This is a genomic window from Paenibacillus sp. FSL R5-0490, assembly GCF_001956215.1.
In the GTDB taxonomy this organism is placed as follows: Bacteria; Bacillota; Bacilli; order Bacillales; family Cytobacillaceae; genus Cytobacillus.
The window spans coordinates 1-26,911 of record NZ_MRTQ01000019.1 but is presented as its reverse complement, the minus strand read 5'-3'; the positions used below and the strand labels follow the sequence as shown (position 1 = coordinate 26,911).

The following is a 26,911-nucleotide window of genomic DNA, read 5'->3' as shown; positions in this document are numbered from 1 at the left end:
ATTTGTATAAAGGGGGGATTTGGTTGATCGAAATCATTTTCCAGAGCAGCATGGATGCGAGGAATTTTTATGAGCATCTTTATGAACAGCTGCAGTCTTTTTGTCATTGTGATAATAATATTCTTCATTTTGAAGATCAACATATAGTCAGAGTTTCTGCTGGAAATAGCGGCAATATCCTGAATACTGTTAAGACAGCATTCTTTCAATTTATCGTGAACCAGAAGCAGGATGATTGGTTTAAACGGATACTGATGGAGCATTATTATTATGATGATGAAGGCGAGCAGCAGCAGATCCTTGAAATCATTCACTCTATCCTGGAAGGAAGCCGTGAGGATCTTGCTGCGTTTGTCAGTGGACTGAATGTAAAAGAAAGCCTAAAAAGCGCAATTGATCAGTTGTTTCAAAATAACATTTCCTTTTCTTTTGACTCATTCGTAAAATTCCGGATGCGCCCGCTTATGAATGAAATGACCAAGTATGTGGAAGTCTCCATCGATGAGTACAAAATGGAACAGGAATATCAGATGTTCATTCATACATTAAGAGATTTCCTGTCAGGCAGGCAGCCAAAAATGAATACGATCCATGTCCTTATGGATGAAGGTGTTTATTTTTATGATGAACAATTGTGTGAAATTAAACGCGGCGAGCTCTTAAGAATGATTGACCGCAAGCTATTATCCAATCATCCTGTATATGTGGATTCTGTTACAATTGCGCCGCTGCTCTCTATAGCGCCTTCAGCTATTTATCTCTATTCAGATGATTTTGACCAGCCGCTGGTCAGAACAATCCGCAATATTTTTGAAGAAAGGCTTCAATTAAGCCCTCTTGCAGCATTTTATCATTATCAAAACGCCCATTCTTATGCTGATAATGAAAAATGTAAAAGATACCCTTGATTTTCCTGAAATAACAAACTATAATAACCTACATATTACAAAAATTAAGCAAAAGTTGCGATGAGGATACGGGTATTCTAATACGGTTTAAAGAGAGGGAAGGCAAGGCTGAAACCTTCCTAACACGATCTGAATGCTTACCGCCTCTGAACTCCAGCCAGGAAATGGGCTGGCGGGAAAAGACCGTTATCTTACTACAGAGTCGTTTGTCTTCTATGAAAGCGAGAAGTAGGGTGGAACCGCGTGTTAATAATAACTCGTCCCTTTTTTAGGGACGGGTTTTTTTATTTTTAGTGTAAAACGCGTTTTAGGAGCAAAATCTGAATCCAGCTCCAGCGCCTAGCCCCTCGAGGTCACAAGCCAATCCTCCAAAAAAGGATAGAACGCCTTTTTTGGAGGCTCGTCTTGTGCTTGTCGGGGCTGATCGAGGCGTTTGCGCTTTATAATAAGGGAGGAAATATCATGTCAGAAGTTGTTAAAGTTTCGTTTCCGGATGGAGCTGTAAAGGAGTTTCCAAAGGGAACGACAACAGAAGATATTGCAGCTTCGATCAGCCCGGGCCTTAAGAAAAAGGCAATTGCCGGAAAGCTGGATGGAGGAATGTATGATCTTCGCCGTCCAATCGAAAAGGATGGAGCTATTGAAATTGTAACACCGGACTCAAACGATGCCCTGGAGGTTCTTCGCCACAGCACTGCCCATTTGATGGCTCAGGCAATCAAGCGTTTATATAAAAATGTAAAGCTTGGGGTAGGACCAGTCATTGAAGGCGGATTTTATTATGATATCGACCTGGAAGAATCGCTTTCACCAGAAGATCTTCCAGTGATTGAAAAAGAAATGAAAAAGATTATTAATGAAAACCTTGATATTGTCCGCAAAGAGGTCAGTCGCAATGAAGCGGTTGAGATGTACAAAGAAATAGATGACGAATATAAACTTGAACTGATCGAGGCTATTCCTGAAGATGAAACAGTGACAATCTATGAGCAGGGCGAATTTTTTGACCTCTGCCGCGGTGTTCATGTTCCTTCTACAGGCAAATTGAAAGAGTTCAAACTATTAAGCATTGCCGGAGCGTATTGGAGAGGCGACAGTGACAATAAGATGCTTCAGCGGATCTATGGAACAGCTTTCTTCAAGAAAGAAGACCTGGCAGAGCATTTGCGTCTCCTTGAGGAAGCAAAAGAGCGTGACCACCGTAAAATCGGCAAAGAGCTTAACCTGTTCATGAATTCGCAAAAAGTAGGCCAGGGCCTGCCAATGTGGCTTCCAAAAGGGGCGGCAATCCGCCGCAATATCGAGCGCTATATCGTGGATAAGGAAGAAAGACTGGGCTATGACCATGTCTATACTCCAATCATGGGAAGCGTGGATCTTTATAAAACATCCGGCCACTGGGATCATTACCAGGAAGACATGTTTCCTGTAATGGAGATGGATAACGAACAGCTTGTTCTGCGTCCAATGAACTGCCCGCATCATATGATGATCTATAAGAATGGCATCCACAGCTACCGTGAACTGCCAATCCGTATTGCAGAGCTTGGAACAATGCACCGCTATGAAATGTCAGGAGCCCTATCCGGCCTTCAGCGTGTACGAGGCATGACTTTGAATGATGCACATATCTTTGTAAGACCTGACCAGATCAAGGAAGAGTTTAAGCGCGTAGTACATCTGATCCTCGAAGTATATAAAGACTTCGATATCAATGACTACTCATTCCGTCTTTCCTACAGAGATCCGCAGGATACTGAGAAGTACTTTGATGACGATGAAATGTGGGAAAAAGCACAGGCAATGCTTAAAGAAGCGATGGATGAAATCGGCCTCGATTATTTTGAGGCAGAAGGCGAAGCGGCTTTCTACGGTCCTAAATTGGATGTGCAAGTTAAAACTGCGCTTGGCAAGGATGAGACACTATCTACTGTCCAGCTGGATTTCCTGCTTCCAGAACGTTTTGACCTGACATATGTAGGGGAAGATGGAAAGCCTCATCGCCCGGTCGTTATCCACCGCGGAGTAGTTTCCACTATGGAGCGTTTTGTGGCATTCCTGATTGAGGAGTACAAGGGAGCATTCCCAACTTGGCTTGCCCCAGTTCAAGTCCAGGTCATTCCGGTTTCTCCTGATATTCACTTTGATTATGCGAAAAAAGTCCAGGAGCAGCTTCAGGCAGAGGGCTTCCGCGTTGAGCTGGATGACCGCAACGAAAAAATCGGATATAAGATCCGTGAAGCTCAAATGCAAAAAACTCCATACATGCTTGTTGTTGGAGACAATGAAGTTGCTGAAAAAGCTGTCAATGTCCGCAAATATGGAGAGCAAAAATCAGAAACTGTTTTATTTGAGGACTTCATCTCAGCACTAAAAGCTGAAGTTAAACGATAATAATCAAAAAGGGCTGCAGCATGTGCTGCAGCCCTTTTTGATAAGTTATTCCATAGAACATTTAAGAGCCGGATGAGACAAACGAAGGAGCTGGCATTAAATTCATTTTGAAAAAATATTAAAATCGTATTGCCAAAATCAATTAATTTTGTTATGCTTTTCTTCGTTGTGATAAAAGTTATTCGTTTGACACGGAATCATTCTTTGTGATATAGTAGCTAAGGTAAATGAATACAGTTTGAGGAAAAGAAGAAGCACCCGCTTCTCACCTGATTGACGCAAAGCGCAGTTGGCAGGTTTTACGTGAACATTTTCTGTTTATACACGTAAGTGTGGGTGTTTTCATCCGCACTTTTTTATTTGGTTAAAAACAGCTCTGATTCCGTCACGGAAGAGAAATGTTGCATAACTTGCGATTCAGCTTTGGTCCGGTGCAGCTTACAGCTTTAAAGTTGTCTGCTAAGCAGGCGCTTGCGCTTTTCTTGACCCAAACGTTGTGTTCGCATTAAACCTTGGAGGTGTCTAGCTATTAGCAAAGATATGTTGTTAAACGAGGGCATTCGCGCCCGCGAAGTCCGTCTTATTGACCAAAACGGCGAGCAGTTAGGTATTAAATCAAAATTCGACGCACTTGAAATTGCTTCTCGTGCCAATCTGGATCTTGTTCTGGTTGCACCGAGTGCGAAACCTCCGGTAGCCCGTATCATGGACTACGGAAAGTTCAAATTCGAGCAGCAGAAGAAAGATAAAGAAGCTCGCAAAAACCAGAAGATTATCAGTATTAAAGAAGTTCGTCTTAGCCCGACTATTGAAGAACATGACTTTAATACAAAGCTTCGCAATGCTATTAAATTCCTTGAAAAAGGCGATAAAGTAAAAGCATCGATCCGATTCAAAGGACGTGCCATTACCCATAAGGAAATTGGCCAGCGTGTACTAATTCGATTCGCACAAGCATGCAATGAAGTTGCAATAGTGGAATCACATCCAAAAATGGATGGCCGAAGCATGTTTATGGTGCTAGCACCGAAAAACGACAAGTAAGAGGAGGAATTCCCATGCCAAAAATGAAAACTCACCGCGGCGCTGCTAAGCGTTTCAAAAGAACAGGTTCTGGTAAACTGAAGCGTTCTCATGCTTACAGAAGCCATATGTTCGCGAACAAATCACAAAAGCAAAAGCGTAAGCTTCGCAAAGGAACTCTTGTTTCTTCAGGCGATTACAAGCGCATCCGTAACTTATTAGTAAATCTTAAGTAATATCTCGAAATTAGGAGGGAAATAATATGCCACGTGTAAAAGGCGGTACAGTTACTCGCAAACGTCGTAAAAAAGTCATCAAATTAGCTAAAGGTTATTTCGGTTCAAAACATACATTATACAAAGTTGCTAACCAGCAGGTTATGAAATCCCTAATGTATGCTTACCGCGACCGTCGCCAGAAAAAGCGCGACTTCCGCAAACTTTGGGTTACTCGCATTAACGCAGCAGCTCGCATGAACGGTCTTTCTTACAGCCGTTTAATGCATGGTTTAAAGCTTGCTGGCATCGAAGTAAACCGCAAAATGCTTGCTGAATTAGCAATCGCTGACGAAAAAGCATTTGCTGAATTAGCATCAGTTGCAAAGCAGCAGCTTAGCAAGTAATATTTTATACAAAAGCCATTCCTATGGGGATGGCTTTTTAATTTGCTTTTAATGGAAAGAAAGCTTTCGTTTCATTTAAGCTCAATACAGACTTAATACATATAAAGGAGAAAGCTCATGATTAAAACAATTGCTCTTATCTATCTGATCATGAATGTGATTGGCTTTTGCCTGATGAAGCTTGATAAAGAAAAAGCAAAACGGAATGAGTTCCGTATAAGCGAGAAGAACCTCTGGATCACTGCCTTTTTGAGCGGAGCAGCGGGAATGACTTTGGGTATGAAGACCTTCAGGCATAAAACAAAGCATGTTCAGTTTAAATGGGGACTGCCTTTCTTGGCATTGCTTGAAGCAGGCCTGCTATTGTACCTGGTTATTCAATTGTCATAAACAGCCAGCGCCATCCATAAGCTTTAGGGAACAGCAGGAAAGTCATCGGGGAGAGGTGGAGGCACATGAATGATCAATTGACTTTATTGTTTGCTATGGCAGAGACTGCCGGCATTCTTGCTCCCATTGCTTTTATCTTCTTTCATATTATCCGGCAGTTTCTATTTATTCCGGTACCGCTTGTCTGCATAACAGGGGGAGTTCTTTTTGGCAGTTTTTTTGGCTCTGTTTTCTCTCTTGCAGGGTTAATGATCAGCAGCATTCTTTTTTATTTTCTAATCACAAAAATGCCGGGGACGCATGAGAAGCTTTCTTTATTAAAGAGGCGGTGGTTCGGGGAGTATCGGAATTTAACTGTCGGCCAGGTTGCAGTTTTAAGGCTTATCCCTTTTATTCATTATCATTTATTGAGCTTTTGTCTGATGGAAAGAAACAAGGGATTTAATCAGTTTCTTAAAAATTCATGGATCACTAATATGCCGCTGGCTGTTTTTTATACCGTTTTCGGAGAATTCATCAGCCGATTTACTCCTTCAATGATTGTCCTGATTTTGCTGTCACTTTCTGTTTTAGTATTTGTACTGAGGGAAAAGGTGACAGTTATTAAATGGAAGGAATTCTTCAAAACAGCATAAAAAACGTTCGGGGATGCCGAACGTTTTTTAAAAATGATCCTTAATTTCCTCGCCTGGAGAAGCTGTTTTATGCATGAACTCCTTCACAGGGCTTTTCCAGTCAATTTTTGCAGTAGGATAGGCCTCGCTTATCTTTCTTTCAATAAAAAGAAAATCCTCCCTTACCATCCCTTTAAGGGCCGATGTATTGTGTGGCCAGAGGAAAATAGAGACCACATCAAAAGCATTATCGGTGGTACCCAAATACTTTTCACCTTCAAATAAAACTCCTTTATACGTAATCAGGAAGTTCTTCCTGACATTTTCCTGGTCATCCCAAAAATAATATCGTTTCTGTTCGTGGGCAAGCTCTAGCTTTCTCTTGGAATTGAGCAGATATTTTACCGTGGTGTATATAAGAAAAAGAATCAGAGCAAACAATAGCATACGCAGGAGCCACATAGTAACCAGCCCTCCATTATTATTTTCCTTACTATACGGATGAGCTAAAAAAAAGTTTCAACTTTTTTGCGATTTGTTATAATTTTTTTGATGGGCATTATAATGTAAGTTAATCATTAATTTCATATAGGACGGTGGAAAATGAATTATCAGCAATTATTCCAAATGCAAAAAGGGCTGGACAGCCATATAGAATCAAACCATGGTTTAGAGGAAGAAGACTTATTTGACCGTAAGATACTGGCGCTGCTTGTTGAATTGGGAGAGCTTGCAAATGAGACAAGATGCTTTAAGTTCTGGAGCCTTAAGACTTCCTCCCCTCAGGAAACAGTATTGGAGGAGTTTGTAGACGGTATACATTTCATTTTATCGCTTGGAATTGAATGCGGATTTGACGTGGAAAAGGACTTTACTGTTTCGGTGGAAAAGGAGGTTTCAGTGAATGGCCAGTTCTTGTCTGTTTATGAAGCTATCGGAAAGTTTCGGACCAGCCGTTCTTTAACGGATTATAAAGACCTTATTGCAGTCTACTTACATCTGGGGGAAATGCTTGGATTTAACTCTTCGCATATAGAAAAAGCATATATAGACAAGAATGAAGTAAATTATAAGAGGCAGGCTGAAGGATATTAAGCGATTTTTCCGCCTGCAGCCTGAGGGATTATCCGTCTGATAATTCTTTATATTGAATTCGATGTTCGGTATAATAGGATTAAATAAATATTAAGGGAGTCGAAATGATGGCTAAATTAGATGAAACATTAACGATGCTTAAAGACTTAACAGATGCGAAAGGAATACCGGGAAATGAGCGCGAACCGCGCGAGGTTATGAAAAAATACATAACAGCATATGCTGATGAAGTGACAACAGATGGACTGGGGAGCCTCATTGCTAAAAAAACCGGCAAAGAAGGCGGCCCGAAGATTATGGTAGCCGGCCATTTGGATGAAGTTGGATTTATGGTAACAAACATTGATGATAAAGGTTTCATCCGCTTCCAGACAGTTGGCGGCTGGTGGTCACAGGTTATGCTGGCCCAGCGCGTGACGATTGTAACATCGAAAGGAGATGTTACCGGGGTAATTGGTTCAAAACCGCCGCATATCTTATCACCGGATGCACGCAAAAAACCTGTTGAAATTAAAGACATGTTTATTGATATTGGTGCTTCAAGCCGTGAAGAAGCGAAAGAATGGGGCATAAAACCTGGTGACATGGTGGTTCCGTATTTTGAGTTTACGGTTATGAATAATGAAAAGATGCTTTTGGCGAAAGCCTGGGATAACCGCATTGGCTGCGCAATTGCCATAGACGTGCTCAAGCAATTGAAGGATGCTGAACATCCAAATGAAGTTTATGGTGTAGGAACGGTACAGGAAGAGGTTGGTCTTCGCGGAGCCCGTACTTCTGCGCAAAAAATCGAGCCGGATATCGCATTTGGTGTAGACGTTGGAATCGCAGGCGACACACCGGGCATTTCTGAAAAAGAAGCCATGAGCAAAATGGGCAAAGGTCCGCAAATCATCCTATATGATGCATCAATGGTCTCTCACAAAGGCCTGCGTGACCTTGTAACAGACACTGCAGATGAACTGAATATCCCTTATCAATTTGATGCCATTGCTGGCGGAGGAACAGATTCAGGAGCGATTCATGTTACACATAATGGAGTTCCATCCCTTTCAATCACCATTGCAACACGGTATATCCATTCACATGCAGCAATGCTTCACCGTGATGATTATGAAAATGCAGTAAAGCTGATTGCTGAAGTGATCAAGAAGCTTGACAGGGAAACAGTTGATAAGATTACATTTGAATAAAATGAAAAAACTCCGGCACTTTCCGGAGTTTTTTCCGTTTTATCGCAGTGTCGATTGATCGAAGCGTTAGCGGAGATCTTAGCGACACTAGAACGCGACTAACAATCAGTGGGGGATAAGGAAAATCCCCACTGATTGAAGTTTCACTTTATTTAAGACTGCTCTCCAAGGTTTGAAGCATTTCCAGCTTGTCTTCTTCAGAGGAGTTTTTCCAGATTACCTCAAATAATACACCTAAGCCAGGCAGCATTTTTTCTTCCCCATTTTGAATGGCATCCACGATTGTATCTTTCAGTTCATCTTGAGAGTTGCCTGATACATTGTGTAAAATGGCATTGCGCAGGTTTAAATTCACCATAATGCACTCCTTCCAGATTTAATTCGTTATTATCTTCTCTAATTTTGCTTTTATTATGTATTTCAAATAAGCTATAATGAAAAACTGTACAGAAAAATTCCGGTTGTATGGGATTTTCTTTAAAAGGAGAGACCGTGTTGAAGCATATACAATCTGCAAAAAATCCTAAAGTTAAAGAATGGAAGAAACTTCTGGCCAGAAAAGAGCGTGACAAAACAGGAACCTTTTTAGTTGAAGGTTTTCATTTGGTGGAAGAAGCACTTAAAGCCAATCAAATAGCAGAAATAATCATCAATGAAAATAAAAATATGCCTCCCGGCTGGGATTATGGCGACATCCCTGTAACAATGGTTACAGATGAAATCATCGGATTGCTGGCGGATACGGAAACACCACAGGGAATTTTTGCTGTATGCAGCCAGGAGCCATCCACTGAGGAAGTGAAGGGAAAACAGTTTTTATTAGTTGATGCAGTCCAGGATCCCGGCAATCTGGGTACGATGATCAGGACGGCTGATGCTGCTGGAATTGATGCTGTTATTGTGGGTGAAGGCAGCGTTGACGCATATAACCCGAAGGTACTCCGTTCTGCACAGGGCAGCCACTTTCATTTGCCTGTTTTAAGAGCAAACCTTTCTGACTGGATCGTCAGATTGAAAGAAAGTAATGTGCCTGTCTATGGAACCGCTTTGGAAAATGCCCGGGAATACACGAATTATGATTCCTCAGATTCCTTCGCTCTGCTCGTTGGAAATGAAGGAAACGGGGTAAATGAAGAGCTCCTGGCTAATACAGCAGCAAACCTTTATATACCGATATTCGGGAAAAGCGAATCACTTAATGTGGCGGTGGCTGCCGGAATTCTTCTTTATCATCTAAGAAAATAGAAAATGGGCGGCAATTTTATGAAAACCGTTTGAAACAGCCTTAAGAATGTAATATAATTAACAGCAAAATTATAATAATAAAACGATGACGGAGACCAGTACCTTGCAGTCAGCCTTTTCAGGGAGAAAATGCCTAAGACTGAAAGCATTTTTACAGGAAATGCAAGAGAAGTTTCACCTCCAGAGTTGGCATCGGGACCATTGAAAAGTAATGTTGGCGCTCTGCTGAGCGAGCCGCTTCCGATTTTCGATGTAAAGATGTACCGGCATAAGCCGTTATCCCAATGAAGTGAACACGTGCATGAAGTACATATATGTGTTAAAAAGGGTGGTACCGCGAAACCTCGTCCCTTTATGGGGATAGAGGTTTTTTATTTTGGCCAAAAAAGTAAAAGTATTAATTTCAAGGAGGATTTTTAGATGCAAGAGCGTTTAAAGGAACTGCAAACTGAAGCGTTAGAAAAGATCAGCACCGCCGCTGATTTGAAAGAGCTAAATGATATCCGTGTATCCTATTTAGGCAAAAAAGGCCCTATTACTGAAGTGCTTAAAGGAATGGGGAAATTGTCTGCTGATGAGCGTCCAAAAATGGGGGCCCTTGCGAATGAAGTGCGGGACAGCATTGCTGCCGGAATTGAGGAAAAACAAAAGCACCTGGAGGAAGCGGCTGTTCAGGAAAAACTGGCTGCAGAAAAAATTGATGTCACTCTTCCGGGAAGACCTGTTAAATCAGGAAATCACCATCCGCTGACAAGAATTATCGAAGAAATTGAAGATCTGTTCATTGGAATGGGTTATACGGTAGCTGAAGGCCCTGAAGTTGAAAAAGATTATTATAATTTTGAAGCATTGAATCTTCCTAAAGGCCATCCTGCCCGGGATATGCAGGATTCCTTCTATATTACAGAAGACATTCTCCTTCGTACCCATACTTCGCCGGTACAGGCAAGAACAATGGAGAAGCATGAAGGCAAGGGACCAGTTAAAATCATCTGTCCGGGTAAAGTATATCGCCGTGATAATGACGATGCTACACACTCTCACCAGTTCATGCAAATAGAGGGGCTTGTTGTAGATGAAAACGTCCGTATGACTGATTTAAAAGGAACATTGGAGGTCTTTGCAAAGAAAATGTTTGGTGATGACAGAGAAATCCGTCTTCGTCCAAGTTTCTTCCCGTTTACAGAGCCATCTGTGGAAATGGATATTTCCTGTAAGATATGCGGCGGAAAAGGCTGCAGCGTATGTAAAGGCACTGGCTGGATTGAAATTCTTGGTGCAGGAATGGTTCATCCAAATGTTCTTGAGATGGCAGGCTTCGACTCTAAGAAATACACAGGCTTTGCATTCGGAATGGGTCCTGAGCGAATTGCCATGCTGAAGTATGGTGTCGATGATATTCGTCATTTCTATACAAATGATGTGCGTTTCTTGAAGCAATTTTCAATTCATGAATAATTAGAAAGCCCGGAGTTGGACAATAATTAAGGAGGATCACAAATGTTCGTTTCATATAAATGGCTGCAGGAATATGTTGATTTATCAGGCGTTACACCTGAAGAGCTTGCAGAAAAGATTACTAAAAGCGGTATAGAAGTTGAAGGCGTAGAGGTTTTGAATGAAGGCATCAAAGGTGTGGTTGTAGGGCATGTCCTTGAAAGGGAACAGCACCCAAATGCTGATAAACTGAATAAATGTTTAGTCGATACAGGGGCTGGTGAGCCTGTACAGATCATCTGCGGTGCCCCGAATGTGGATAAGGGACAGAAAGTGGCCGTGGCTACAGTAGGAGCTGTTCTTCCAGGCAATTTTAAAATAAAGCGGGCCAAGCTGCGCGGCGAGGAATCGAATGGAATGATCTGTTCGCTTCAAGAGCTCGGCATTGAAAGTAAGCTGTTTGCAAAGGAATACTCTGAAGGCATTTATGTTTTCCCTAATGATACAGAGGTTGGCGGGGATGCTCTTCGGCAGCTTAATCGTGACGACCAGATTCTGGAGCTTGGATTGACTCCTAACCGTTCTGACTGCTTAAGCATGCTGGGTGTTGCATATGAAGTGGCAGCTATTTTAGGAAGGGAAGTAAAGCTTCCTGCACCTCAAGCAGAGACTTCTTCAGAGAAGGCATCTGATTACATCGATGTTCAGGTGGACGCAAAAGAAGATAATCCACTATACGTTGCGAAGGTTGTTAAAAATGTAAAGGTTGGCCCATCTCCTGTATGGATGCAGGCTCGTTTAATGGCAGCAGGCATTCGTCCTCACAATAACGTGGTGGATATTACAAACTACATTTTGCTTGAATACGGCCAGCCGCTTCATGCCTTCGATTATGACCGGCTGGGATCAAAGCAAATCCTTGTCCGCAGAGCAAATGATGGCGAAGTGATTGTCACTCTTGACGATGCAAAGCGTGAGTTAACATCAGATCATCTTTTAATAACAAATGGGACAGAGCCAATTGCACTTGCGGGTGTCATGGGCGGGGCAAATTCTGAAGTGCAGCCTGACACTAAAAATGTGATTATCGAATCAGCTTATTTTAAAGGGGCAACGGTTAGAAAAGCTTCAAAAGACCATGGATTAAGAAGCGAAGCAAGTGCACGCTTTGAAAAAGGTGTGGATCCAAACAGAGTTAGAGCTGCTGCTGAAAGAGCTGTTCAATTGCTTGCACAATATGCGGACGGGGAAGTGCTTGAAGGTTCTGTGGAAGCTGATGCACTGCAGGTGGAGCCTGCTGTGGTGTCTGTAACGCTTGAAAAAATCAATCGTGTCCTTGGCACGGAATTATCCATGAAAGAAGTAGAGGATATTTTTGCCCGCCTTCAATTTGCAGCGAATACTGATAACGATACAATTACTGTTACAGTTCCGACCCGCAGAGGCGACATCACGATTGAAGAAGACCTGATTGAAGAAGTTGGCCGTTTATTTGGCTATGATAACCTAGCATCAACTTTACCGGTTGGCTCATCTACACCAGGGCATCTTACCCAATACCAGAATAAACGCAGATTGGTCCGCCGCTTTCTTGAAGGTGCGGGACTATATCAGGCAGTAACTTATTCATTAACAAATGAAGCAAAGGCGGCTCAATATGCACTGGAGGAACGCAAGCCTGTGCAGCTGGCAATGCCTATGAGTGAGGATCGCAGTCTGCTTCGGTTAAGTATTGTTCCGCAGCTTCTGGAGGTATTAAAATATAATTCGGCACGCCAGAACGACAGCCTGGCAGTTTATGAAACAGGAGCAGTGTTCCTCTCCAATGGAGAAGAGGAATTGCCTGAAGAGCGTGAGCATCTTGCCGGTGCGGTTACTGGTCTATGGCACAGCCATCCATGGCAGGGAGAAAAGAAGCCGGTAGATTTCTACGTTGTAAAAGGTATCCTTGAAGGGTTATTTGAAAAGCTGGGGCTTTCTGATAAGCTTGAATTCCGTCAAGCGCAAAAGGATGGAATGCATCCTGGCAGAACAGCAGAAGTATTCCTTTCCGGGGAATCAGTGGGATTTGTCGGCCAAATCCATCCGACTGTCGAGAAAGAGCTTGATTTGAAAGAAACCTATGCATTTGAGCTTTCATTAAAAGCGATTCTGGAAGAAGAGGTTTCACCTTTGCAGTATGAAGCTATTCCGCGTTTCCCTTCAATCACAAGGGATATTGCACTTGTGGCAGATCAGGAAACAGCAGCAGGCGAGCTTAAAGGGATCATTAAAGAAGCTGGCGGCAAATTACTGAAAGACGTCCTTGTTTTTGACTTGTACGAAGGCGAAAGGATGGAGCCAGGCAAAAAATCGCTTGCTTTCTCCCTTAAATACTTCGACCCTGAACGTACTCTGACGGATGAAGATGTAACAAAAGCGCATGACAAAGTATTGGAAGCTGTGAAGGAAAAAGCCGGAGCAGTATTGAGAGGATAAAATAAGGAAGGCAGCCTGGGGGCTGCCTTTTCTTCGTTTGGCCGATAAATACCCAAAAGTAGCCGATAAATTCTGATTGTTGGCTGAAAAGATATACTCAGAAGAATGAAGGTCTCTTAAACAAAAAAGCATCCAATCTCTCATTAGATTGAATGCTTCATTATCAATTATATTTCCTGTTATACAGCTTCATGGCCTTTTCAGTATTGGCAAAATGCAGTTTTACAAAAGAAGGCAATACCTCTCGTCCTTTTTCCTTTATAAGCCGGGCAGCTGCCTCATCAACCTTCGGACCGGCGCCTTTAGTGAGCCGGAAACCGGCCTTTGTGCTAAGATTTTCAAAGTGGCGCACAAATGCATAGCGTGCCAGGATGGATGCTGCTGCAACTGCCAGATGGATTCCTTCCGCTTTTGTGCTGAAAAAGACCCGTTCCCTCTGTATGGTCTGCTGGTTTTTTATATAATTGTAGTAAATTTCTTCCTTGGCAAATTGGTCAATCAGAATGGCCTCAGGCTTTTCAGGAGAGATTTTCCCTAAAACATGCCCGATTGCCTGATTGTGCAGCAATGCTTTGATTTTCCCCTGTGACATCCCTGATTGCTGAAGTTTATTATATTTTTCATTATGCAGTGTTAACAGGCTGTGGGGAACGATATCTTTGATCTGCTTTGCGATTTCGATGATCTTTTCATCTCCGAGGTTTTTTGAATCCTTAACTCCAAGCTCCTTCAGCAAAGGAATTTGATCTTTTTTTACGTAAGCTGCAACCACCGTAATGGGGCCAAAATAATCCCCGGTACCCACTTCATCTGAACCGACGACTGAAAGGGAACTGATATTTTCAGGCAGGTTTGCTGCGGCAGGGCTGGTTTTTTTGCTGGGCTGTGCACTGCGGGCGGTATCTCCCCACTTTTTGGCCTCTGCTTCACATCCGCTCCCTTGGAAGAGAACCTTGCCTGATTTATAGGCAGTGATCGAACATCCTGGCACTTTTGCAGCAAATACGCTTCCCGGAGGCTGTTTGTCATTTAGGCTGCCTGAATAATGGGCCTTCATTTTTGAGATTTCACTTGCTTTTTTTAATAGTACTACCTGGCTCATATTAATTCTCCTCATCTTAGTGTACTGTTGAATTTATTCCCTCTATTTGGAAAAAACCTGCATTAACTGAGCTCATCTGACATGCTTTGACTTCCCACCAATATGCGTTCGTGTTATGATATTGATTAGGATTCTTTAAAGAAGGGGGCATGGACGTTGTCAGAGATACAAAGAAACCGAACAAGTGTAGATATTTATGGACAGCAATATGTAATAGTTGGCTCAGAAAGCTCCAGCCATGTTCGCCTTGTCGCTTCGCTGGTTGACGATAAAATGCGTGAGATCAGTTCGAAGAATCCTTCACTCGACATTAGTAAGCTGGCCGTGCTGACCGCAGTTAATGCAGTTAATGATTATATAAAGCTAACAGACCGTCTGGAACGGCTGGAAAACGAATTAAATAGAGTAAAGGACGGAAAGTAGTCATGCTGGATCTTGCAATTATCATTATTTTGGTTTTTGGTTTTTTAATAGGCTTGAAAAGAGGGTTTATCCTCCAATTAATTCATTTGACCGGATTCATCATTGCTTTCATTGTTGCCCGTATGTATTACGGTGAGCTTGCGCCTAAGCTGACCTTATGGGTACCATATCCAAGCTTTAGCAGTGACTCGGCGATTAAGACGTTATTTGAGAATGGGGATCTTGAAGATGCTTACTATCGCGCCATTGCATTTGTCGTGATTTTTTTTGCGGTAAAAATATTACTGCAGATTATTGGAAGCATGCTCGACTTTGTTGCCCATCTTCCGGTCCTGAAACAGCTGAATGTTTGGGCTGGCGGAATTCTCGGATTTATCGAAGTCTATCTTATCATGTTTATTCTATTATACATAGCAGCACTCGTTCCAATCGAAGTCCTGCAGGGACCGATCAATAATTCCTTTATGGCAGAATTAATGGTTAAGAATACGCCTGTTCTCTCTGACCAGCTCAAAGAAATGTGGGTTGAATATATGGCTGCGTAACTTCTCTATTTCTAGAGGAGTTTTCTTTTTGAAAGGCTGTTTTGTAAAAAATGTTGTTATTCGCCAGCTATGTTGTCCGTTGATTTCCGCTCCAGGCTGCTCAGCGAACCGCGGGGCGGGCGGTGAGCCTCCTCGACGCTGCGCGTCTGTTGGGTCTCACCTGTCCCGCTACTCCCGCTGGACTTTGAATAAGCTTCCTTGAGTAAACACCGCACGAAGTAAATACGAATGCATTTTCGAGGATCTCGCACCTTCCGCTCCAATCAACTCAGTGAATATAATATATAAAAAGCAACAAACATTGCGAAAAACAGTCTTTTGAAAATAGCCATGATTTGAAGTTGCACTGCAAAATAAGAGATAATACGGTTACGAATACAGTTACGGGCAGGTGGTTTTCATGAGTATAAATAAAAAAGATGTAGTCAGACTTTTAGAAACGATCGCTGTTTATATGGAGTTAAAAGGAGAAAATCCGTTTAAAACAGCCGCCTTCCGGAAAGCGGCACTCGCACTTGAATCAAATGATGAAAGCTTGACTGAAATTGATGACTTTACAAAGCTATCCGGCATCGGAAAAGGAACCGCTGCTGTTATAGAGGAGTACATCAAAGAAGGTAAGTCTTCTGTTCTGGATGAACTGAAAGAAGAAGTCCCTGCTGGATTAATTCCTCTGCTTCAGCTCCCGGGACTTGGCGGCAAGAAAATAGCCAAGCTATATAAAGAGCTGGGCGTCGAAAATGCAGCAGACCTTGAGGATGCGTGCCGCAATCAGAAGGTCCGGGGACTGGCAGGCTTCGGGGAAAAATCTGAAGATAAGATACTCGCAGCCCTTGAAAATGCAGGAACCAGACCGGAACGGCTCCCGCTTGCATTCATGCTCCCGATAGCAGAAGGCATAGAAGCAGCCCTGGCTGAAATGAAGGATATCGATAAGTATTCAAGGGCAGGAAGCTTAAGGAGAATGAGGGAAACAATCAAAGACCTCGACTTTATAATAGCTACTGACAATCCTGCTTCTGTGAAAGAACAGTTATTAAGCCTTGCCGGCATTAAAGAAGTAATTGCCGCAGGAGATACAAAGGTTTCCGTTGTCTTTCAGCATTCCTATGATATATCGGCTGATTTCCGATTAGTTGAGCCGCATGAATTTGCCACAACCCTCCATCATTTTACTGGATCAAAGGACCATAATGTCAGAATGCGCCAGCTCGCAAAAGAGCGCGGGGAAAAAATCAGTGAATATGGAGTCGAAAATACAGGAACAGGTGAAATCCTTACATTTAAAAATGAAGAGGATTTTTACGCACATTTTGGGCTTCCATTTCTCCCTCCTGAAATTAGGGAGGATGGGAAGGAAGTAGATGAATACACGCAGGACATGGAGCTCATTTCACTTGAAGATATTAAGGGTGATCTTCATATGCACTCAACCTGGAGTGATGGCGCCTATTCCATAGAGGAAATGATTGAAGCGTGCCGTGCCCGAGGCTATAAATACATGGCTATAACAGATCACTCCCAATACCTGAGAGTGGCGAACGGTTTGACAGCCGAAAGGCTTCGAAGGCAGAAAGAAGAAATAAAGAGGCTTAATGAGCAATTCGATGATTTCACCATCTTATCAGGGGTAGAAATGGATATTCTGCCTGACGGATCGCTCGATTATGACGATGAACTTCTGGAGGAGCTGGACATTGTCATTGCTTCCATCCATTCTTCTTTTTCACAGCCGAAGGAAAAAATCATGGCCCGCTTGAAAACGGCGCTGCAGAATGCCCATGTTGACATTATTGCCCACCCTACGGGAAGATTGATCGGGCGCAGGGAAGGCTATGAAGTAGACATGGAAATGCTCATCGAGCTCGCCAGGGAAACAAATACAGCCCTTGAGCTGAATGCAAATCCGAACCGGCTTGATCTTGCTGCCGAACATATCAGACAAGCTCAGGAAGCCGGTGTGAAGATAGTGATTAATACAGATGCACATAAAATAGACACTTTAAATCACATGGAAATCGGTGTTTCTGCGGCAAAGAAAGGATGGATCAAGAAAGAATCCGTTCTAAATGCCATGGAAACAAAAGATTTGTTCAAATTTCTGAAAGAACGCCAGTAGGAAAATTGGGCATGAAAGGGGAAAGTCCTCATGCAAGAAAGAGTATTGAAGATACTTGAGTTCAATAAAGTGAAGGAACAGCTGCTGGAACATGTTTCTTCGTCCCTGGGAAGAAAAAAGGCCTTAAATATTCTTCCTTCAACTGACTATGAAGAAGTAATCCGCAGGCAGGAAGAAACAGATGAAGCCGTAACAGTGCTTAGAATTAAAGGGAATGTACCGCTTGGCGGCATTTTTGACATCCGTCCTCATGTGAAGCGGGCGGTTATTGGCGGAATGCTTAGTCCCCAGGAACTTAACCAGATATCCAGCACGATTCATGCAAGCAGGCAGATGAAACGGTTCATCGAGGAATTTGCCGAGGAAGAAAGCAGCCTGCCGATCCTATTGGGATATACAGATAAAATTATTGTTCTGGCTGATTTGGAAACATCTATCCGCAATGCGGTCGATGATAATGGGGAAGTTCTTGACAGTGCGAGCGAGACTCTCCGTTCCCTTCGAAATCAGCTCCGTACAAAAGAATCGCGTGTAAGGGAGCGGCTGGAGAGCATGATTCGGTCTACCAGCGCACAAAAAATGCTTTCCGATGCGATTATAACGATCCGAAATGACCGGTTTGTCATACCGGTTAAGCAGGAATACCGGGGCCATTATGGAGGCATAATCCATGACCAAAGTTCTTCCGGCCAGACATTATTCATTGAGCCCGCGTCCATTGTCCAGCTGAACAATGAATTACAGGGCATCAGGGTAAAAGAACAGCAGGAGATTGAACGGATTCTCATAGTGCTGTCAGGACAGACAGCTGAGAATAGCAGTGAACTGGAAACCATTGTAGATGTGCTTGGAGAAGTCGATTTTACGTTTGCGAAAGCCAGATACAGTAAACGCATAAAAGCCTCCAAGCCAAAAGTTAATAATCAAGGGAAAATTTCATTATTCAAAGCCCGGCATCCGCTTATTCCATATGATGAAGTGGTGGCAAATGATATAAAGCTCGGAGATGATTATTCAACAATAGTCATAACGGGACCTAATACCGGCGGTAAGACTGTTACTTTAAAAACAGTAGGGCTTTGCACATTGATGGCACAGGCCGGTCTGCAAATTCCGGCGCTTGATGGTTCTGAAACAGCGGTCTTCGGAAATGTTTATGCTGATATCGGAGATGAACAGTCAATTGAACAAAGCTTAAGTACCTTTTCTTCTCATATGGTTAATATCGTGGATATTCTTAACCAGGTTGATTTCAATAGTCTGGTTTTATTCGATGAGCTTGGTGCAGGCACAGATCCGCAGGAAGGTGCAGCTCTCGCGATTTCCATTCTTGATGAAGTATACAAGCGGGGGGCAAGAGTTATTGCCACAACTCATTACCCTGAACTGAAAGCCTATGGCTATAACAGAGAAGGAGTTATCAATGCCAGTGTAGAATTTGATATTGAAACGCTAAGCCCGACCTATAAGCTGCTGATTGGGGTTCCGGGCCGAAGCAATGCTTTTGAAATATCCAAACGGCTCGGCCTCAATGATCAAGTGATTGAGACAGCACGATCCTATATCGGAACAGATACAAATCAGGTTGAGAATATGATTGCTTCACTGGAGGAAAGCCGCAGACAAGCAGAGGCTGATATGGAAGAAGCCAATGACTTTTTAAAAAGCGCTGAAAAACTCCATAAAGATCTGCAAAAGCAAATGGCTGAATTTTATGAGCAAAAAGATGCTATGCATGAGAAGGCTGCAGAGAAAGCAGGCGATATCGTTGAGAAAGCCAAGGCTGAAGCAGAAGAGATTATCCGTGAATTAAGAAAGATGCGGATGGAGAAACATGCTGAGGTGAAGGAACACGAGCTAATAGAAGCAAAGAAACGCCTGTCCGATGCTGCGCCCCAGATGAGTACAGCCAAAAATAAACTAAAGCCAAAGAATACTAAGCACGTTTTTGAAGCTGGCGATGAGGTTAAAGTTCTGAGTTTTGGGCAAAAAGGGCATCTGCTTGAAAAGGTGTCTGAAAATGAATGGCAGGTTCAGATTGGTATCCTGAAAATGAAAGTTGCCGAAAAAGATCTGGAGTACATTAAAAGCCCAAAACCTGTGGAAACAAAACCAGTGGCAACGGTGAAAGGAAGAGATTTTCACGTCAGCCTTGAGCTTGATTTACGTGGCGAGCGCTATGAAAACGCGCTCTTAAGAGTCGAGAAATATTTAGATGATGCCCTGCTGGCTGGATATCCCCGTGTCTCCATTATTCATGGTAAAGGGACCGGTGCATTGAGGCAGGGTGTGCAGGAATTTCTGAGAAATCACAGATCTGTAAAGAAAATCCGGTTTGGTGAAGCTGGAGAAGGCGGTACAGGGGTTACAATCGTTGAATTCAAATAAGCTTCCCATCCCCTTATGATTATTCAAAGGGGAAGGGGATTTAATACCGGCGGGGAGAATATAAATGAAAGAATTTTGGGAAAATGAGTTTATCCAGACAGCTGCTTATTACAGTGTTGTCATTTTGTGTTTGATCGTTTTTTTAGCCGTTTTTGAATTAGTCACCAAGTACCGCAATTGGGACGAAATAAAAAACGGTAATCTTGCAGTAGCGATGGCGACCGGCGGGAAAATTTTTGGGATCGCCAATATCTTCAGGCACTCCATTATGCATAATGATACCTTGCTGACAATGATTACCTGGGGTGTTTTTGGCTTCTTTCTTTTGTTAATAGGCTATTTCATATTTGAATTTTTAACACCAAAGTTTAGAATAGACGAAGAAATTGAGAATAATAACAAAGCTGTCGGCTTTATTTCCATGGTGCTGTCAATTGGTTTGTCTTATGTCATTGGTGCAGGTTTATTATAAGGAGAGAATTAACATTGGAAAAGTTAGCAAAAGTTCTGCTGGTTCTTAGCGGAGTATTTCTTCTTATTGGGGCCATTTATTTATTTTTCATTGCATAATATTTTTGTGAAATAGGGAAATGAAGAAATCGCCAATTTATATGGCGATTTTTTTTATTTTAATCATTAGAAGAATATTGCAAATAGATTGGACAGCCTATGGAAAAATTTCTTCCTGTGTGCAAGGTCTTATTCTAATTGTCATAGATCCAGCATTATATTATAATAAGAACGAACAGTTAGAATGTTCAAAAAGTTCAGAAGGAGTACATCGCTATTCTGAAACTTTAGCAAGAATGAAGGAGGGACAAAATGGCAGAAGCAAAACCATGGCTTAAGCAATATCCGGAAGAAATCCCCTCAACTTTGTCATATCCAAAACAGCCGGTACAGGATTATTTGAAAAATGCTGCAGAAGAATTTCCGGAAAAAATAGCAATCCACTTTATGGGGAAGGAATTCACATATAAATATATATACGAATGTTCCCTGAAGCTCGCTGCATATTTGCAGAGTCTTGGAATTGAAAAGGGAGACCGGGTAGCGATCATGCTTCCGAATACTCCTCAGTCCGTTATCAGCTATTATGGAATTCTGATGGCTGGCGGGATTGTTGTCCAGACAAATCCGCTGTACATGGAACGGGAATTGGAATACCAAATGAAAGACTCAGGAGCAAAAGCGATCATTACAATGGATATCTTATTTCCCAGAGTGACCAAAGTGATGCCGCATACAGAATTGAAGCATATAATTGTAACGGCAATCAAAGATGCACTTCCATTCCCAAAAAATTTAATATACCCTTTTATCCAGAAAAAACAATATGGAATCGTTGTTAATGTAAAACATGAAGGTCATAATCATTTGCTGACAGAAATATTAAAAAGACCGGCAGAGCCTCTTAGAATCCATGACTTTGATTTTGAAGAAGATTTGGCATTATTGCAGTACACAGGCGGCACGACCGGTTTCCCTAAGGGTGTCATGCTATCTCACAGCAACCTTGTATCCAATACAGCGATGTGCAAGGCCTGGCTTTATAAGTGCAGGCGCGGCGAGGAGACGGTGCTTGGCATACTTCCATTCTTTCACGTGTATGGAATGACAACAGTCATGATTTTATCTGTAATGGATGCGCATAAAATGGTCCTCCTTCCGAAGTTTGACCCTGAAACTACCCTGAAAACCATTCATAAACAAAGGCCAACCTTATTTCCTGGAGCACCTACTATTTACATTGGGTTATTGAACCATCCGGATATAAAAAAATATGATCTGTCTTCTATAGACTCCTGCATTAGCGGATCTGCTGCCCTGCCAGTTGAAGTCCAGCAGAAATTTGAAGAAATAACAGGAGGCAAGCTTGTAGAGGGCTACGGTCTGACTGAATCATCACCTGTTACTCATGCGAACTTCTTATGGGACCGCCCCCGTGTCAAAGGCAGTATAGGTGTCCCATGGCCTGATACAGATGCAGCAATTTTCTCACTGGAGACAGGAGAAGCACTTCCGGCAGGAGAAGTTGGCGAAATTGCGGTTAAAGGGCCTCAGGTAATGAAAGGCTATTGGAACCGCTCCGAAGAAACGGAGCAAACCTTAAGAGATGGCTGGCTGCTCACAGGTGACCTGGGCTACATGGATGAGAAGGGATATTTCTATGTAGTGGACAGGAAAAAGGATATGATTATTGCAGGAGGATTCAATATTTACCCGCGTGAAATAGAAGAAGTGCTATATGAGCATCCAGCAGTACAGGAAGTGGTTGCTGCCGGAATACCGGATCCGTATCGCGGAGAAACAGTAAAAGCTTATATTGTGCTGAAGGAGGAAAAAGAGGCAACGGAAGATGAACTGGATCAGTTTGCAAGAAAGCATCTGGCAGCTTATAAGGTTCCACGGCTATATGAATTCCGCAGAGAGCTTCCTAAGACAGCAGTTGGAAAAATACTGAGAAGGGCGTTAGTGGATGAAGAAAAGAAGAAATTTAAAGAAGAAGAGGAAAAGCGGGCTTAGCTTCAGAGACCGATTTTCAATCGGCTCTTTATTTTTGAATCAATAAGCTTGTCTAGATATAAAGGAAATGTAATAATAAAATATATTTACAGGGAAATTCTTGACACAAATGAATTGTCCTACTATTATAAAAATATGAATGATGATTCATTCATTTTAGTTTAAAAATAATAAACCCAGTGGATTGGCTGATCCCGGCAGCAGGATAGGAATTTCCCCGCACTGCTGCCCGATAGAAATCAATGCCCCGTTTATTCTGAAAGGAGGGAGCCACATGAAAAAAACAAAGCCTAAATACCGGCAAATTATTGATGCGGCTGTAGTCGTGATCGCTGAAAATGGCTATCACCAGGCTCAGGTATCAAAGATTGCCAAACAGGCTGGTGTCGCTGATGGCACGATCTACTTATATTTTAAAAACAAAGAAGATATATTAATATCCCTCTTTCAGGATAAAATGGGCTACTTTGTTGAGAAAATTGAGGAAAAAATTGCAGGAAAAGAGAAAGCTGCAGAGAAACTATTAATGATGGTAGAATCGCACTTTAAAATGCTCTCGGAAGACAAGCACCTGGCAATTGTAACCCAGCTCGAGTTGAGGCAGTCCAATAAAGACCTGCGCCACAAAATTAATGAGGTGCTCAAAGGCTACCTCACTTTAGTGGAAAGGATTCTTGATGACGGCAGGGAGAACGGTGAGTTTTCAGCAGATCTGGATATCAGGCTGGCGCGTCAGATGATTTTTGGCACCATGGACGAAACCGTGACCACATGGGTAATGAATGAGCAGAAATATGATCTTACGGCATTGGCAGGACCTGTCCATAAACTTTTAATCAGCGGGTGCGGAAAACCTTGAAAATGATAAAGTGCTCAATAATATTGTAGGAGGGATACGATGGAATACCTGAAATGGTCCCATAACGACTTCGTAGCGACGATTACAATTGAACGTCCGCCTGCGAATGCTCTTTCATCAGGTGTATTAAAAGAGCTTTCAGCTGTCCTGGATGAAGTTGAAGATAATAGTGACGTTAGAGTTATTTTAATTCACGGAGAAGGCAGATTCTTTTCAGCAGGAGCTGATATAAAAGAATTTACTACTATTGAAAGCGGAGAGGATTTTTCAAGCTTAGCGGCCTATGGACAGAATCTCTTTGAGAGGATGGAAAAGTTCCCTAAGCCAATTATTGCAGCCATTCATGGTGCAGCACTTGGCGGCGGCCTGGAGCTTGCGATGGGCTGTCACTTCCGTCTTGTAGCTGATAACGCAAAGCTCGGTCTTCCGGAGCTTCAGCTTGGATTAATTCCCGGTTTTGCCGGAACTCAGCGGCTTCCCCGCTATGTAGGTACTGCTCGTGCAGCTGAAATGCTGTTCACAAGCGACCCGATCACCGGGCTTGAAGCAGTTCAATACGGTTTGGCTAACCATGCCTTTCCTGAGGAGCAGCTTTTGGAAAATGCCTATAATATGGCAAAGAAAATTGCCAAGAAGAGCCCAGGCTCCATCAAGGCGGCTATTGAGCTATTAAACTTCGGAAAAACCGGACAATTCTACGAAGGTGTAAAGAAAGAAGCGGAATTGTTTGGAGAAGTGTTTGTATCTGAAGATGGCAAGGAAGGCATATCTGCATTTATTAATAAGCGGGAGCCAAACTTCACCGGAAAATAGCAGTTAAAAGAATTGAGCTGAAAGATTACATTCATCTTAATAATCTATTATAATAGACATGTAAGCGGTTAATTTAATCTTCAGAAGATTCATTGGTTAAGTTATGGTCTGTGAGCGAGCGCCCGCTCAATTTTAAAATAAGCGGGCACTTCGAAGCAGATGAACCTTTCTGTACGCATTAAATATTTTCAATCTTTCGAAGTGAAGAAATGTTTTAATTAATGGCTTTGTTATAGGACAATGCTTAATTACTAGGAGGGAAATCATGAACATCTACGTATTAATGAAGAGAACATTTGATACTGAAGAAAAAATTACAATCTCCGGCGGCAAAATCAATGAAGATGGCGCTGAATTTATCATTAATCCTTATGATGAATATGCAATTGAAGAAGCAATCCAGGTTCGCGATGCGAATGGCGGAGAAGTAACAGTTGTTTCTGTGGGAACAGAAGAAGCTGAAAAGCAGCTTCGTACCGCTCTTGCGATGGGTGCTGATAAAGCTGTTTTAATAAATACAGAAGATGACGTTGAGAATGGGGATCAGTTCACGACGGCAAAAATCTTATCTGAATTCCTGAAAGACAAAGATGCTGACTTAATCATTGCTGGGAATGTAGCAATTGATGGGGGTTCCGGACAGGTTGGACCGCGTGTAGCAGAGATTTTAGGAATTTCTTATGTAACAACTATCACTAAACTTGATATTAATGGCAGTTCTGCCACAGTAGTACGTGATGTTGAAGGGGATTCAGAAGTAATTGAGGCATCTCTTCCATTATTGGTCACTGCCCAGCAGGGTCTGAATGAGCCTCGCTATCCATCCTTGCCAGGAATTATGAAGGCGAAAAAGAAGCCTCTTGATGAGCTTGAGCTTGACGATCTTGATCTTGATGAGGACGATGTTGAAGCTAAGACAAAGACAATTGAAATCTATATGCCGCCTAAAAAAGAAGCAGGTAAAGTTCTTGAAGGCGAATTGGAAAATCAAGTTAAGGAACTGGTGAAGCTTCTTCATACTGAAGCTAAAGTTGTCTGATCATCAATAACTGATTAATAATAACGCAGGGGGTAAAACATATGGCTAGAAAAGTATTAGTGTTAGGTGAAGTCCGTGACGGTTCATTGCGTAATGTATCCTTCGAAGCTGTTGCAGCCGGTAAGACTGCATCAGAAGGCGGAGAAGTTGTAGGAGTTTTAATTGGTGATTCTGTAAGCGCTTTAGCGAGTGGGATGATTCATTATGGTGCTGACCGTGTTGTAACTGTTGAAGATGAGAAGCTGAAGCAGTATACGCCTGATGGTTTTTCACAGGCTTTAATGGCTGTGATTGATTCCGAAAGTCCGGATGGTCTTATTTTTGGACATACAGCAATGGGGAAAGATCTTGCTCCTAAAATTGCTGCCAAGCTAGAGTCTGGTTTAATCTCTGACGTAACAAGCCTTGAAGAAGCAGGCGGCAATCTGGTCTTCACACGCCCGATTTATTCAGGCAAAGCTTTTGAAAAGAAGATTGTGACAGATGGTCTCCTTTTTGCCACAATCCGTCCAAATAACATAGCTCCTTTGGAAAAGGATGAATCAAGATCAGGAGAGGTTGCTTCTGTTGCTGCAGAGATCAAGGATCTTCGCACAATCATTAAGGAAGTTGTCCGCAAAGCGAGTGAAGGCGTTGACTTATCCGAAGCTAAGGTTATTATTGCCGGCGGCCGCGGTGTTAAGAGCGAGGAAGGCTTTGAGCCATTAAAAGAGCTTGCTTCTGTTTTAAACGGAGCGGTAGGGGCATCACGCGGAGCCTGTGATGCTGATTATTGCGATTACTCACTGCAAATTGGACAGACGGGTAAGGTTGTAACACCAGATCTGTATATTGCATGCGGTATCTCCGGAGCTATTCAGCACTTAGCGGGGATGTCCAACTCCAAAGTAATCGTAGCGATTAACAAAGATCCGGAAGCCAATATCTTTAAAGTAGCTGATTACGGTATTGTCGGAGACCTGTTTGAGGTTGTTCCTCTGTTAACAGAAGAGTTCAAAAAGCTTAAAGTAAACGCATAAAGTACAAATGGGCGGCAGATGGCCGCCCATTATACATAAAGTCCATAAGAAAGAAGAGAATAATTTGCTTTACATAGGGTAAATTACGATCGAGCAGATTGTTCGCATCATAGAATAAACGATGATATACTGTCGTTAGTATTTGAGTTAAATTTTAGGAGGCATATCAAATGGCTATTACACACGCGACTGACCAAAATTTCACTGCTGAAACTGGTTCGGGATTAGTATTGGCAGATTTCTGGGCTCCATGGTGCGGCCCTTGTAAAATGATCGCTCCTGTATTAGAAGAACTTGATTCTGAAATGGGCGATAAAGTCAAAATTGTAAAAATCGATGTTGACGAAAACCAGGAAACAGCCGGCAAGTTTGGCGTAATGAGCATCCCAACTTTGATCGTACTAAAAGACGGTGAAGTGGTGGATAAAGCGGTTGGCTTCCAGCCGAAAGAAGCTCTTGCTGAATTACTTTCAAAACATGCTTAATCTAAAAGAAATTTCCCGGTGTCCCATGCGGACATCGGGATTTTTTTATCGCAGTCTAACGGGCAGTAAGACCCCCGCTTCAAGACTCAGAGGAAACAAAGGAGGATAAGCGGGGATCAAACTGCCCGATCTAGCTGCGGCTCCTAGGGGCTCGAGGTCATAAGCCAATCAGCTGATGGGAAGAAAAGCACTCC

27 protein-coding genes and 2 other annotated features are annotated in these 26,911 nt (G+C 42.5%); of the genes, 24 read left to right on the top strand and 3 right to left on the bottom strand.

Annotated features, from left to right (window positions below):
* Positions 1–23 precede the first annotated feature (23 nt).
* The 7 genes from ytxC to BK139_RS15975 all read left to right on the top strand — a co-directional run bounded on the left by ytxC (position 24) and on the right by BK139_RS15975 (position 5,972).
* Entirely contained in the window at positions 24–908 is an 885-nt protein-coding gene (ytxC, locus tag BK139_RS16005) for a putative sporulation protein YtxC (protein WP_076260666.1), read from the top strand.
* 462 nt (positions 909–1,370) lie between these two features.
* A complete protein-coding gene (thrS, locus tag BK139_RS16000) occupies positions 1,371–3,302 on the top strand; it encodes a threonine--tRNA ligase (protein WP_076260664.1) in 1,932 nt (643 codons plus the stop codon).
* Positions 3,303–3,542: 240 nt separating this feature from the next.
* Positions 3,543–3,666: a sequence feature (ribosomal protein L20 leader region), on the top strand.
* A gap of 176 nt (positions 3,667–3,842) precedes the next feature.
* Positions 3,843–4,346, top strand: coding sequence for a translation initiation factor IF-3 (gene infC, locus BK139_RS15995; RefSeq protein WP_048008086.1), 504 nt, complete (start codon positions 3,843–3,845; stop codon positions 4,344–4,346).
* 14 nt (positions 4,347–4,360) lie between these two features.
* Positions 4,361–4,561, top strand: coding sequence for a 50S ribosomal protein L35 (gene rpmI, locus BK139_RS15990; protein WP_009333215.1), 201 nt, complete (start codon positions 4,361–4,363; stop codon positions 4,559–4,561).
* 26 nt (positions 4,562–4,587) lie between these two features.
* Positions 4,588–4,947, top strand: coding sequence for a 50S ribosomal protein L20 (rplT, locus tag BK139_RS15985; protein WP_009333214.1), 360 nt, complete (start codon positions 4,588–4,590; stop codon positions 4,945–4,947).
* A 117-nt stretch (positions 4,948–5,064) separates the two neighbouring features.
* Complete coding sequence (locus tag BK139_RS15980; RefSeq protein ID WP_076260662.1) at positions 5,065–5,337, top strand: DUF1294 domain-containing protein; 273 nt, start codon at positions 5,065–5,067, stop codon at positions 5,335–5,337.
* A gap of 65 nt (positions 5,338–5,402) precedes the next feature.
* Positions 5,403–5,972, top strand: coding sequence for a TVP38/TMEM64 family protein (locus tag BK139_RS15975; RefSeq protein ID WP_076260660.1), 570 nt, complete (start codon positions 5,403–5,405; stop codon positions 5,970–5,972).
* Between the two features lie 27 nt (positions 5,973–5,999).
* On the opposite strand, the gene BK139_RS15970 is transcribed toward BK139_RS15975, so the two are convergent.
* A complete protein-coding gene (locus BK139_RS15970) occupies positions 6,000–6,413 on the bottom strand; it encodes a sigma-w pathway protein ysdB (RefSeq protein ID WP_076260658.1) in 414 nt (137 codons plus the stop codon).
* Positions 6,414–6,554: 141 nt separating this feature from the next.
* Between BK139_RS15970 and BK139_RS15965 the strand changes: the two genes are divergently transcribed.
* Together BK139_RS15965 and BK139_RS15960 are read left to right on the top strand one after the other, a co-directional pair.
* Positions 6,555–7,046 (top strand): dUTP diphosphatase, encoded by a 492-nt coding sequence (locus tag BK139_RS15965; protein ID WP_076260656.1) that lies wholly within the window; start codon positions 6,555–6,557, stop codon positions 7,044–7,046.
* A gap of 107 nt (positions 7,047–7,153) precedes the next feature.
* Positions 7,154–8,239 (top strand): M42 family metallopeptidase, encoded by a 1,086-nt coding sequence (locus tag BK139_RS15960; RefSeq protein WP_076260654.1) that lies wholly within the window; start codon positions 7,154–7,156, stop codon positions 8,237–8,239.
* A gap of 148 nt (positions 8,240–8,387) precedes the next feature.
* Here the strand turns inward: BK139_RS15960 and sspI are convergent, their stop codons facing one another.
* Positions 8,388–8,594, bottom strand: a complete 207-nt coding sequence (sspI, locus tag BK139_RS15955; RefSeq protein ID WP_035330267.1) for a small acid-soluble spore protein SspI — start codon at positions 8,592–8,594, stop codon at positions 8,388–8,390.
* A 140-nt stretch (positions 8,595–8,734) separates the two neighbouring features.
* Between sspI and BK139_RS15950 the strand changes: the two genes are divergently transcribed.
* The 3 genes from BK139_RS15950 to pheT all read left to right on the top strand — a co-directional run bounded on the left by BK139_RS15950 (position 8,735) and on the right by pheT (position 13,399).
* Positions 8,735–9,484: a TrmH family RNA methyltransferase gene (locus tag BK139_RS15950; protein ID WP_076260652.1), complete on the top strand. Its 750-nt coding sequence runs from the start codon at positions 8,735–8,737 to the stop codon at positions 9,482–9,484.
* Between the two features lie 76 nt (positions 9,485–9,560).
* Positions 9,561–9,839 (top strand) — a binding site (T-box leader).
* A gap of 65 nt (positions 9,840–9,904) precedes the next feature.
* Positions 9,905–10,942, top strand: a complete 1,038-nt coding sequence (gene pheS, locus BK139_RS15945) for a phenylalanine--tRNA ligase subunit alpha (RefSeq protein WP_076260650.1) — start codon at positions 9,905–9,907, stop codon at positions 10,940–10,942.
* A gap of 42 nt (positions 10,943–10,984) precedes the next feature.
* Positions 10,985–13,399, top strand: a complete 2,415-nt coding sequence (gene pheT, locus BK139_RS15940; protein WP_076260648.1) for a phenylalanine--tRNA ligase subunit beta — start codon at positions 10,985–10,987, stop codon at positions 13,397–13,399.
* Positions 13,400–13,562: 163 nt separating this feature from the next.
* Here the strand turns inward: pheT and rnhC are convergent, their stop codons facing one another.
* Complete coding sequence (gene rnhC, locus BK139_RS15935; protein WP_076260645.1) at positions 13,563–14,501, bottom strand: ribonuclease HIII; 939 nt, start codon at positions 14,499–14,501, stop codon at positions 13,563–13,565.
* A 156-nt stretch (positions 14,502–14,657) separates the two neighbouring features.
* Here rnhC and zapA point away from each other — a divergent pair, with 156 nt between their 5' ends.
* The 12 genes from zapA to trxA all read left to right on the top strand — a co-directional run bounded on the left by zapA (position 14,658) and on the right by trxA (position 26,717).
* Positions 14,658–14,924 carry a cell division protein ZapA gene (zapA, locus tag BK139_RS15930; protein ID WP_009333202.1) on the top strand — a complete coding sequence of 89 codons (267 nt, stop codon included), beginning with the start codon at positions 14,658–14,660 and terminating at the stop codon, positions 14,922–14,924.
* 2 nt (positions 14,925–14,926) lie between these two features.
* Positions 14,927–15,469, top strand: a complete 543-nt coding sequence (locus tag BK139_RS15925; RefSeq protein WP_076260643.1) for a CvpA family protein — start codon at positions 14,927–14,929, stop codon at positions 15,467–15,469.
* A gap of 400 nt (positions 15,470–15,869) precedes the next feature.
* Positions 15,870–17,588 (top strand): DNA polymerase/3'-5' exonuclease PolX, encoded by a 1,719-nt coding sequence (gene polX, locus BK139_RS15920; RefSeq protein WP_076260641.1) that lies wholly within the window; start codon positions 15,870–15,872, stop codon positions 17,586–17,588.
* A gap of 30 nt (positions 17,589–17,618) precedes the next feature.
* Positions 17,619–19,976, top strand: a complete 2,358-nt coding sequence (locus BK139_RS15915) for an endonuclease MutS2 (RefSeq protein ID WP_076260639.1) — start codon at positions 17,619–17,621, stop codon at positions 19,974–19,976.
* A 64-nt stretch (positions 19,977–20,040) separates the two neighbouring features.
* Entirely contained in the window at positions 20,041–20,448 is a 408-nt protein-coding gene (locus BK139_RS15910; protein WP_076260637.1) for a DUF350 domain-containing protein, read from the top strand.
* A 118-nt stretch (positions 20,449–20,566) separates the two neighbouring features.
* On the top strand, positions 20,567–20,824 hold the full coding sequence (locus BK139_RS24055; RefSeq protein ID WP_076260633.1) for a hypothetical protein: 258 nt from the start codon (positions 20,567–20,569) through the stop codon (positions 20,822–20,824).
* The gene (locus BK139_RS15900) at positions 20,799–22,502 is read left to right on the top strand and encodes an AMP-binding protein (protein WP_076260629.1); all 1,704 of its coding nucleotides are present in this window, start codon (positions 20,799–20,801) and stop codon (positions 22,500–22,502) included. Before BK139_RS24055 ends, BK139_RS15900 begins: the two co-directional genes overlap by 26 nt.
* Positions 22,503–22,776: 274 nt before the next feature.
* Entirely contained in the window at positions 22,777–23,361 is a 585-nt protein-coding gene (locus BK139_RS15895) for a fatty acid metabolism transcriptional regulator FadR (RefSeq protein WP_076260626.1), read from the top strand.
* Positions 23,362–23,400: 39 nt separating this feature from the next.
* Positions 23,401–24,174 carry an enoyl-CoA hydratase gene (locus tag BK139_RS15890; protein ID WP_076260623.1) on the top strand — a complete coding sequence of 258 codons (774 nt, stop codon included), beginning with the start codon at positions 23,401–23,403 and terminating at the stop codon, positions 24,172–24,174.
* A 265-nt stretch (positions 24,175–24,439) separates the two neighbouring features.
* Positions 24,440–25,213 carry an electron transfer flavoprotein subunit beta/FixA family protein gene (locus BK139_RS15885; protein ID WP_076260620.1) on the top strand — a complete coding sequence of 258 codons (774 nt, stop codon included), beginning with the start codon at positions 24,440–24,442 and terminating at the stop codon, positions 25,211–25,213.
* A 41-nt stretch (positions 25,214–25,254) separates the two neighbouring features.
* Positions 25,255–26,232 carry an electron transfer flavoprotein subunit alpha/FixB family protein gene (locus tag BK139_RS15880; protein WP_076260617.1) on the top strand — a complete coding sequence of 326 codons (978 nt, stop codon included), beginning with the start codon at positions 25,255–25,257 and terminating at the stop codon, positions 26,230–26,232.
* A 170-nt stretch (positions 26,233–26,402) separates the two neighbouring features.
* Positions 26,403–26,717: a thioredoxin gene (gene trxA, locus BK139_RS15875; RefSeq protein WP_035330252.1), complete on the top strand. Its 315-nt coding sequence runs from the start codon at positions 26,403–26,405 to the stop codon at positions 26,715–26,717.
* The last annotated feature ends 194 nt before the right edge of the window (positions 26,718–26,911 follow it).

What these genes read in the sequence shown, in the direction of transcription:
- BK139_RS15980 (WP_076260662.1), top strand. Translation starts at nt 5,065, where the DNA reads ATGATTAAAACAATTGCTCTTATCTATCTGATCATGAATGTGATTGGC.
- BK139_RS15925 (WP_076260643.1), top strand. Translation starts at nt 14,927, where the DNA reads ATGCTGGATCTTGCAATTATCATTATTTTGGTTTTTGGTTTTTTAATA.
- rnhC (WP_076260645.1), bottom strand. Translation starts at nt 14,501, where the DNA reads ATGAGCCAGGTAGTACTATTAAAAAAAGCAAGTGAAATCTCAAAAATG.
- BK139_RS15965 (WP_076260656.1), top strand. Translation starts at nt 6,555, where the DNA reads ATGAATTATCAGCAATTATTCCAAATGCAAAAAGGGCTGGACAGCCAT.
- BK139_RS15975 (WP_076260660.1), top strand. Translation starts at nt 5,403, where the DNA reads ATGAATGATCAATTGACTTTATTGTTTGCTATGGCAGAGACTGCCGGC.
- BK139_RS15890 (WP_076260623.1), top strand. Translation starts at nt 23,401, where the DNA reads ATGGAATACCTGAAATGGTCCCATAACGACTTCGTAGCGACGATTACA.
- pheT (WP_076260648.1), top strand. Translation starts at nt 10,985, where the DNA reads ATGTTCGTTTCATATAAATGGCTGCAGGAATATGTTGATTTATCAGGC.
- BK139_RS15885 (WP_076260620.1), top strand. Translation starts at nt 24,440, where the DNA reads ATGAACATCTACGTATTAATGAAGAGAACATTTGATACTGAAGAAAAA.
- polX (WP_076260641.1), top strand. Translation starts at nt 15,870, where the DNA reads ATGAGTATAAATAAAAAAGATGTAGTCAGACTTTTAGAAACGATCGCT.
- trxA (WP_035330252.1), top strand. Translation starts at nt 26,403, where the DNA reads ATGGCTATTACACACGCGACTGACCAAAATTTCACTGCTGAAACTGGT.
- BK139_RS15960 (WP_076260654.1), top strand. Translation starts at nt 7,154, where the DNA reads ATGGCTAAATTAGATGAAACATTAACGATGCTTAAAGACTTAACAGAT.
- BK139_RS15915 (WP_076260639.1), top strand. Translation starts at nt 17,619, where the DNA reads ATGCAAGAAAGAGTATTGAAGATACTTGAGTTCAATAAAGTGAAGGAA.
- BK139_RS15970 (WP_076260658.1), bottom strand. Translation starts at nt 6,413, where the DNA reads ATGTGGCTCCTGCGTATGCTATTGTTTGCTCTGATTCTTTTTCTTATA.
- pheS (WP_076260650.1), top strand. Translation starts at nt 9,905, where the DNA reads ATGCAAGAGCGTTTAAAGGAACTGCAAACTGAAGCGTTAGAAAAGATC.
- BK139_RS15880 (WP_076260617.1), top strand. Translation starts at nt 25,255, where the DNA reads ATGGCTAGAAAAGTATTAGTGTTAGGTGAAGTCCGTGACGGTTCATTG.
- BK139_RS15910 (WP_076260637.1), top strand. Translation starts at nt 20,041, where the DNA reads ATGAAAGAATTTTGGGAAAATGAGTTTATCCAGACAGCTGCTTATTAC.
- rpmI (WP_009333215.1), top strand. Translation starts at nt 4,361, where the DNA reads ATGCCAAAAATGAAAACTCACCGCGGCGCTGCTAAGCGTTTCAAAAGA.
- infC (WP_048008086.1), top strand. Translation starts at nt 3,843, where the DNA reads ATGTTGTTAAACGAGGGCATTCGCGCCCGCGAAGTCCGTCTTATTGAC.
- BK139_RS15900 (WP_076260629.1), top strand. Translation starts at nt 20,799, where the DNA reads ATGGCAGAAGCAAAACCATGGCTTAAGCAATATCCGGAAGAAATCCCC.
- BK139_RS15895 (WP_076260626.1), top strand. Translation starts at nt 22,777, where the DNA reads ATGAAAAAAACAAAGCCTAAATACCGGCAAATTATTGATGCGGCTGTA.
- BK139_RS24055 (WP_076260633.1), top strand. Translation starts at nt 20,567, where the DNA reads ATGAAGAAATCGCCAATTTATATGGCGATTTTTTTTATTTTAATCATT.
- thrS (WP_076260664.1), top strand. Translation starts at nt 1,371, where the DNA reads ATGTCAGAAGTTGTTAAAGTTTCGTTTCCGGATGGAGCTGTAAAGGAG.
- rplT (WP_009333214.1), top strand. Translation starts at nt 4,588, where the DNA reads ATGCCACGTGTAAAAGGCGGTACAGTTACTCGCAAACGTCGTAAAAAA.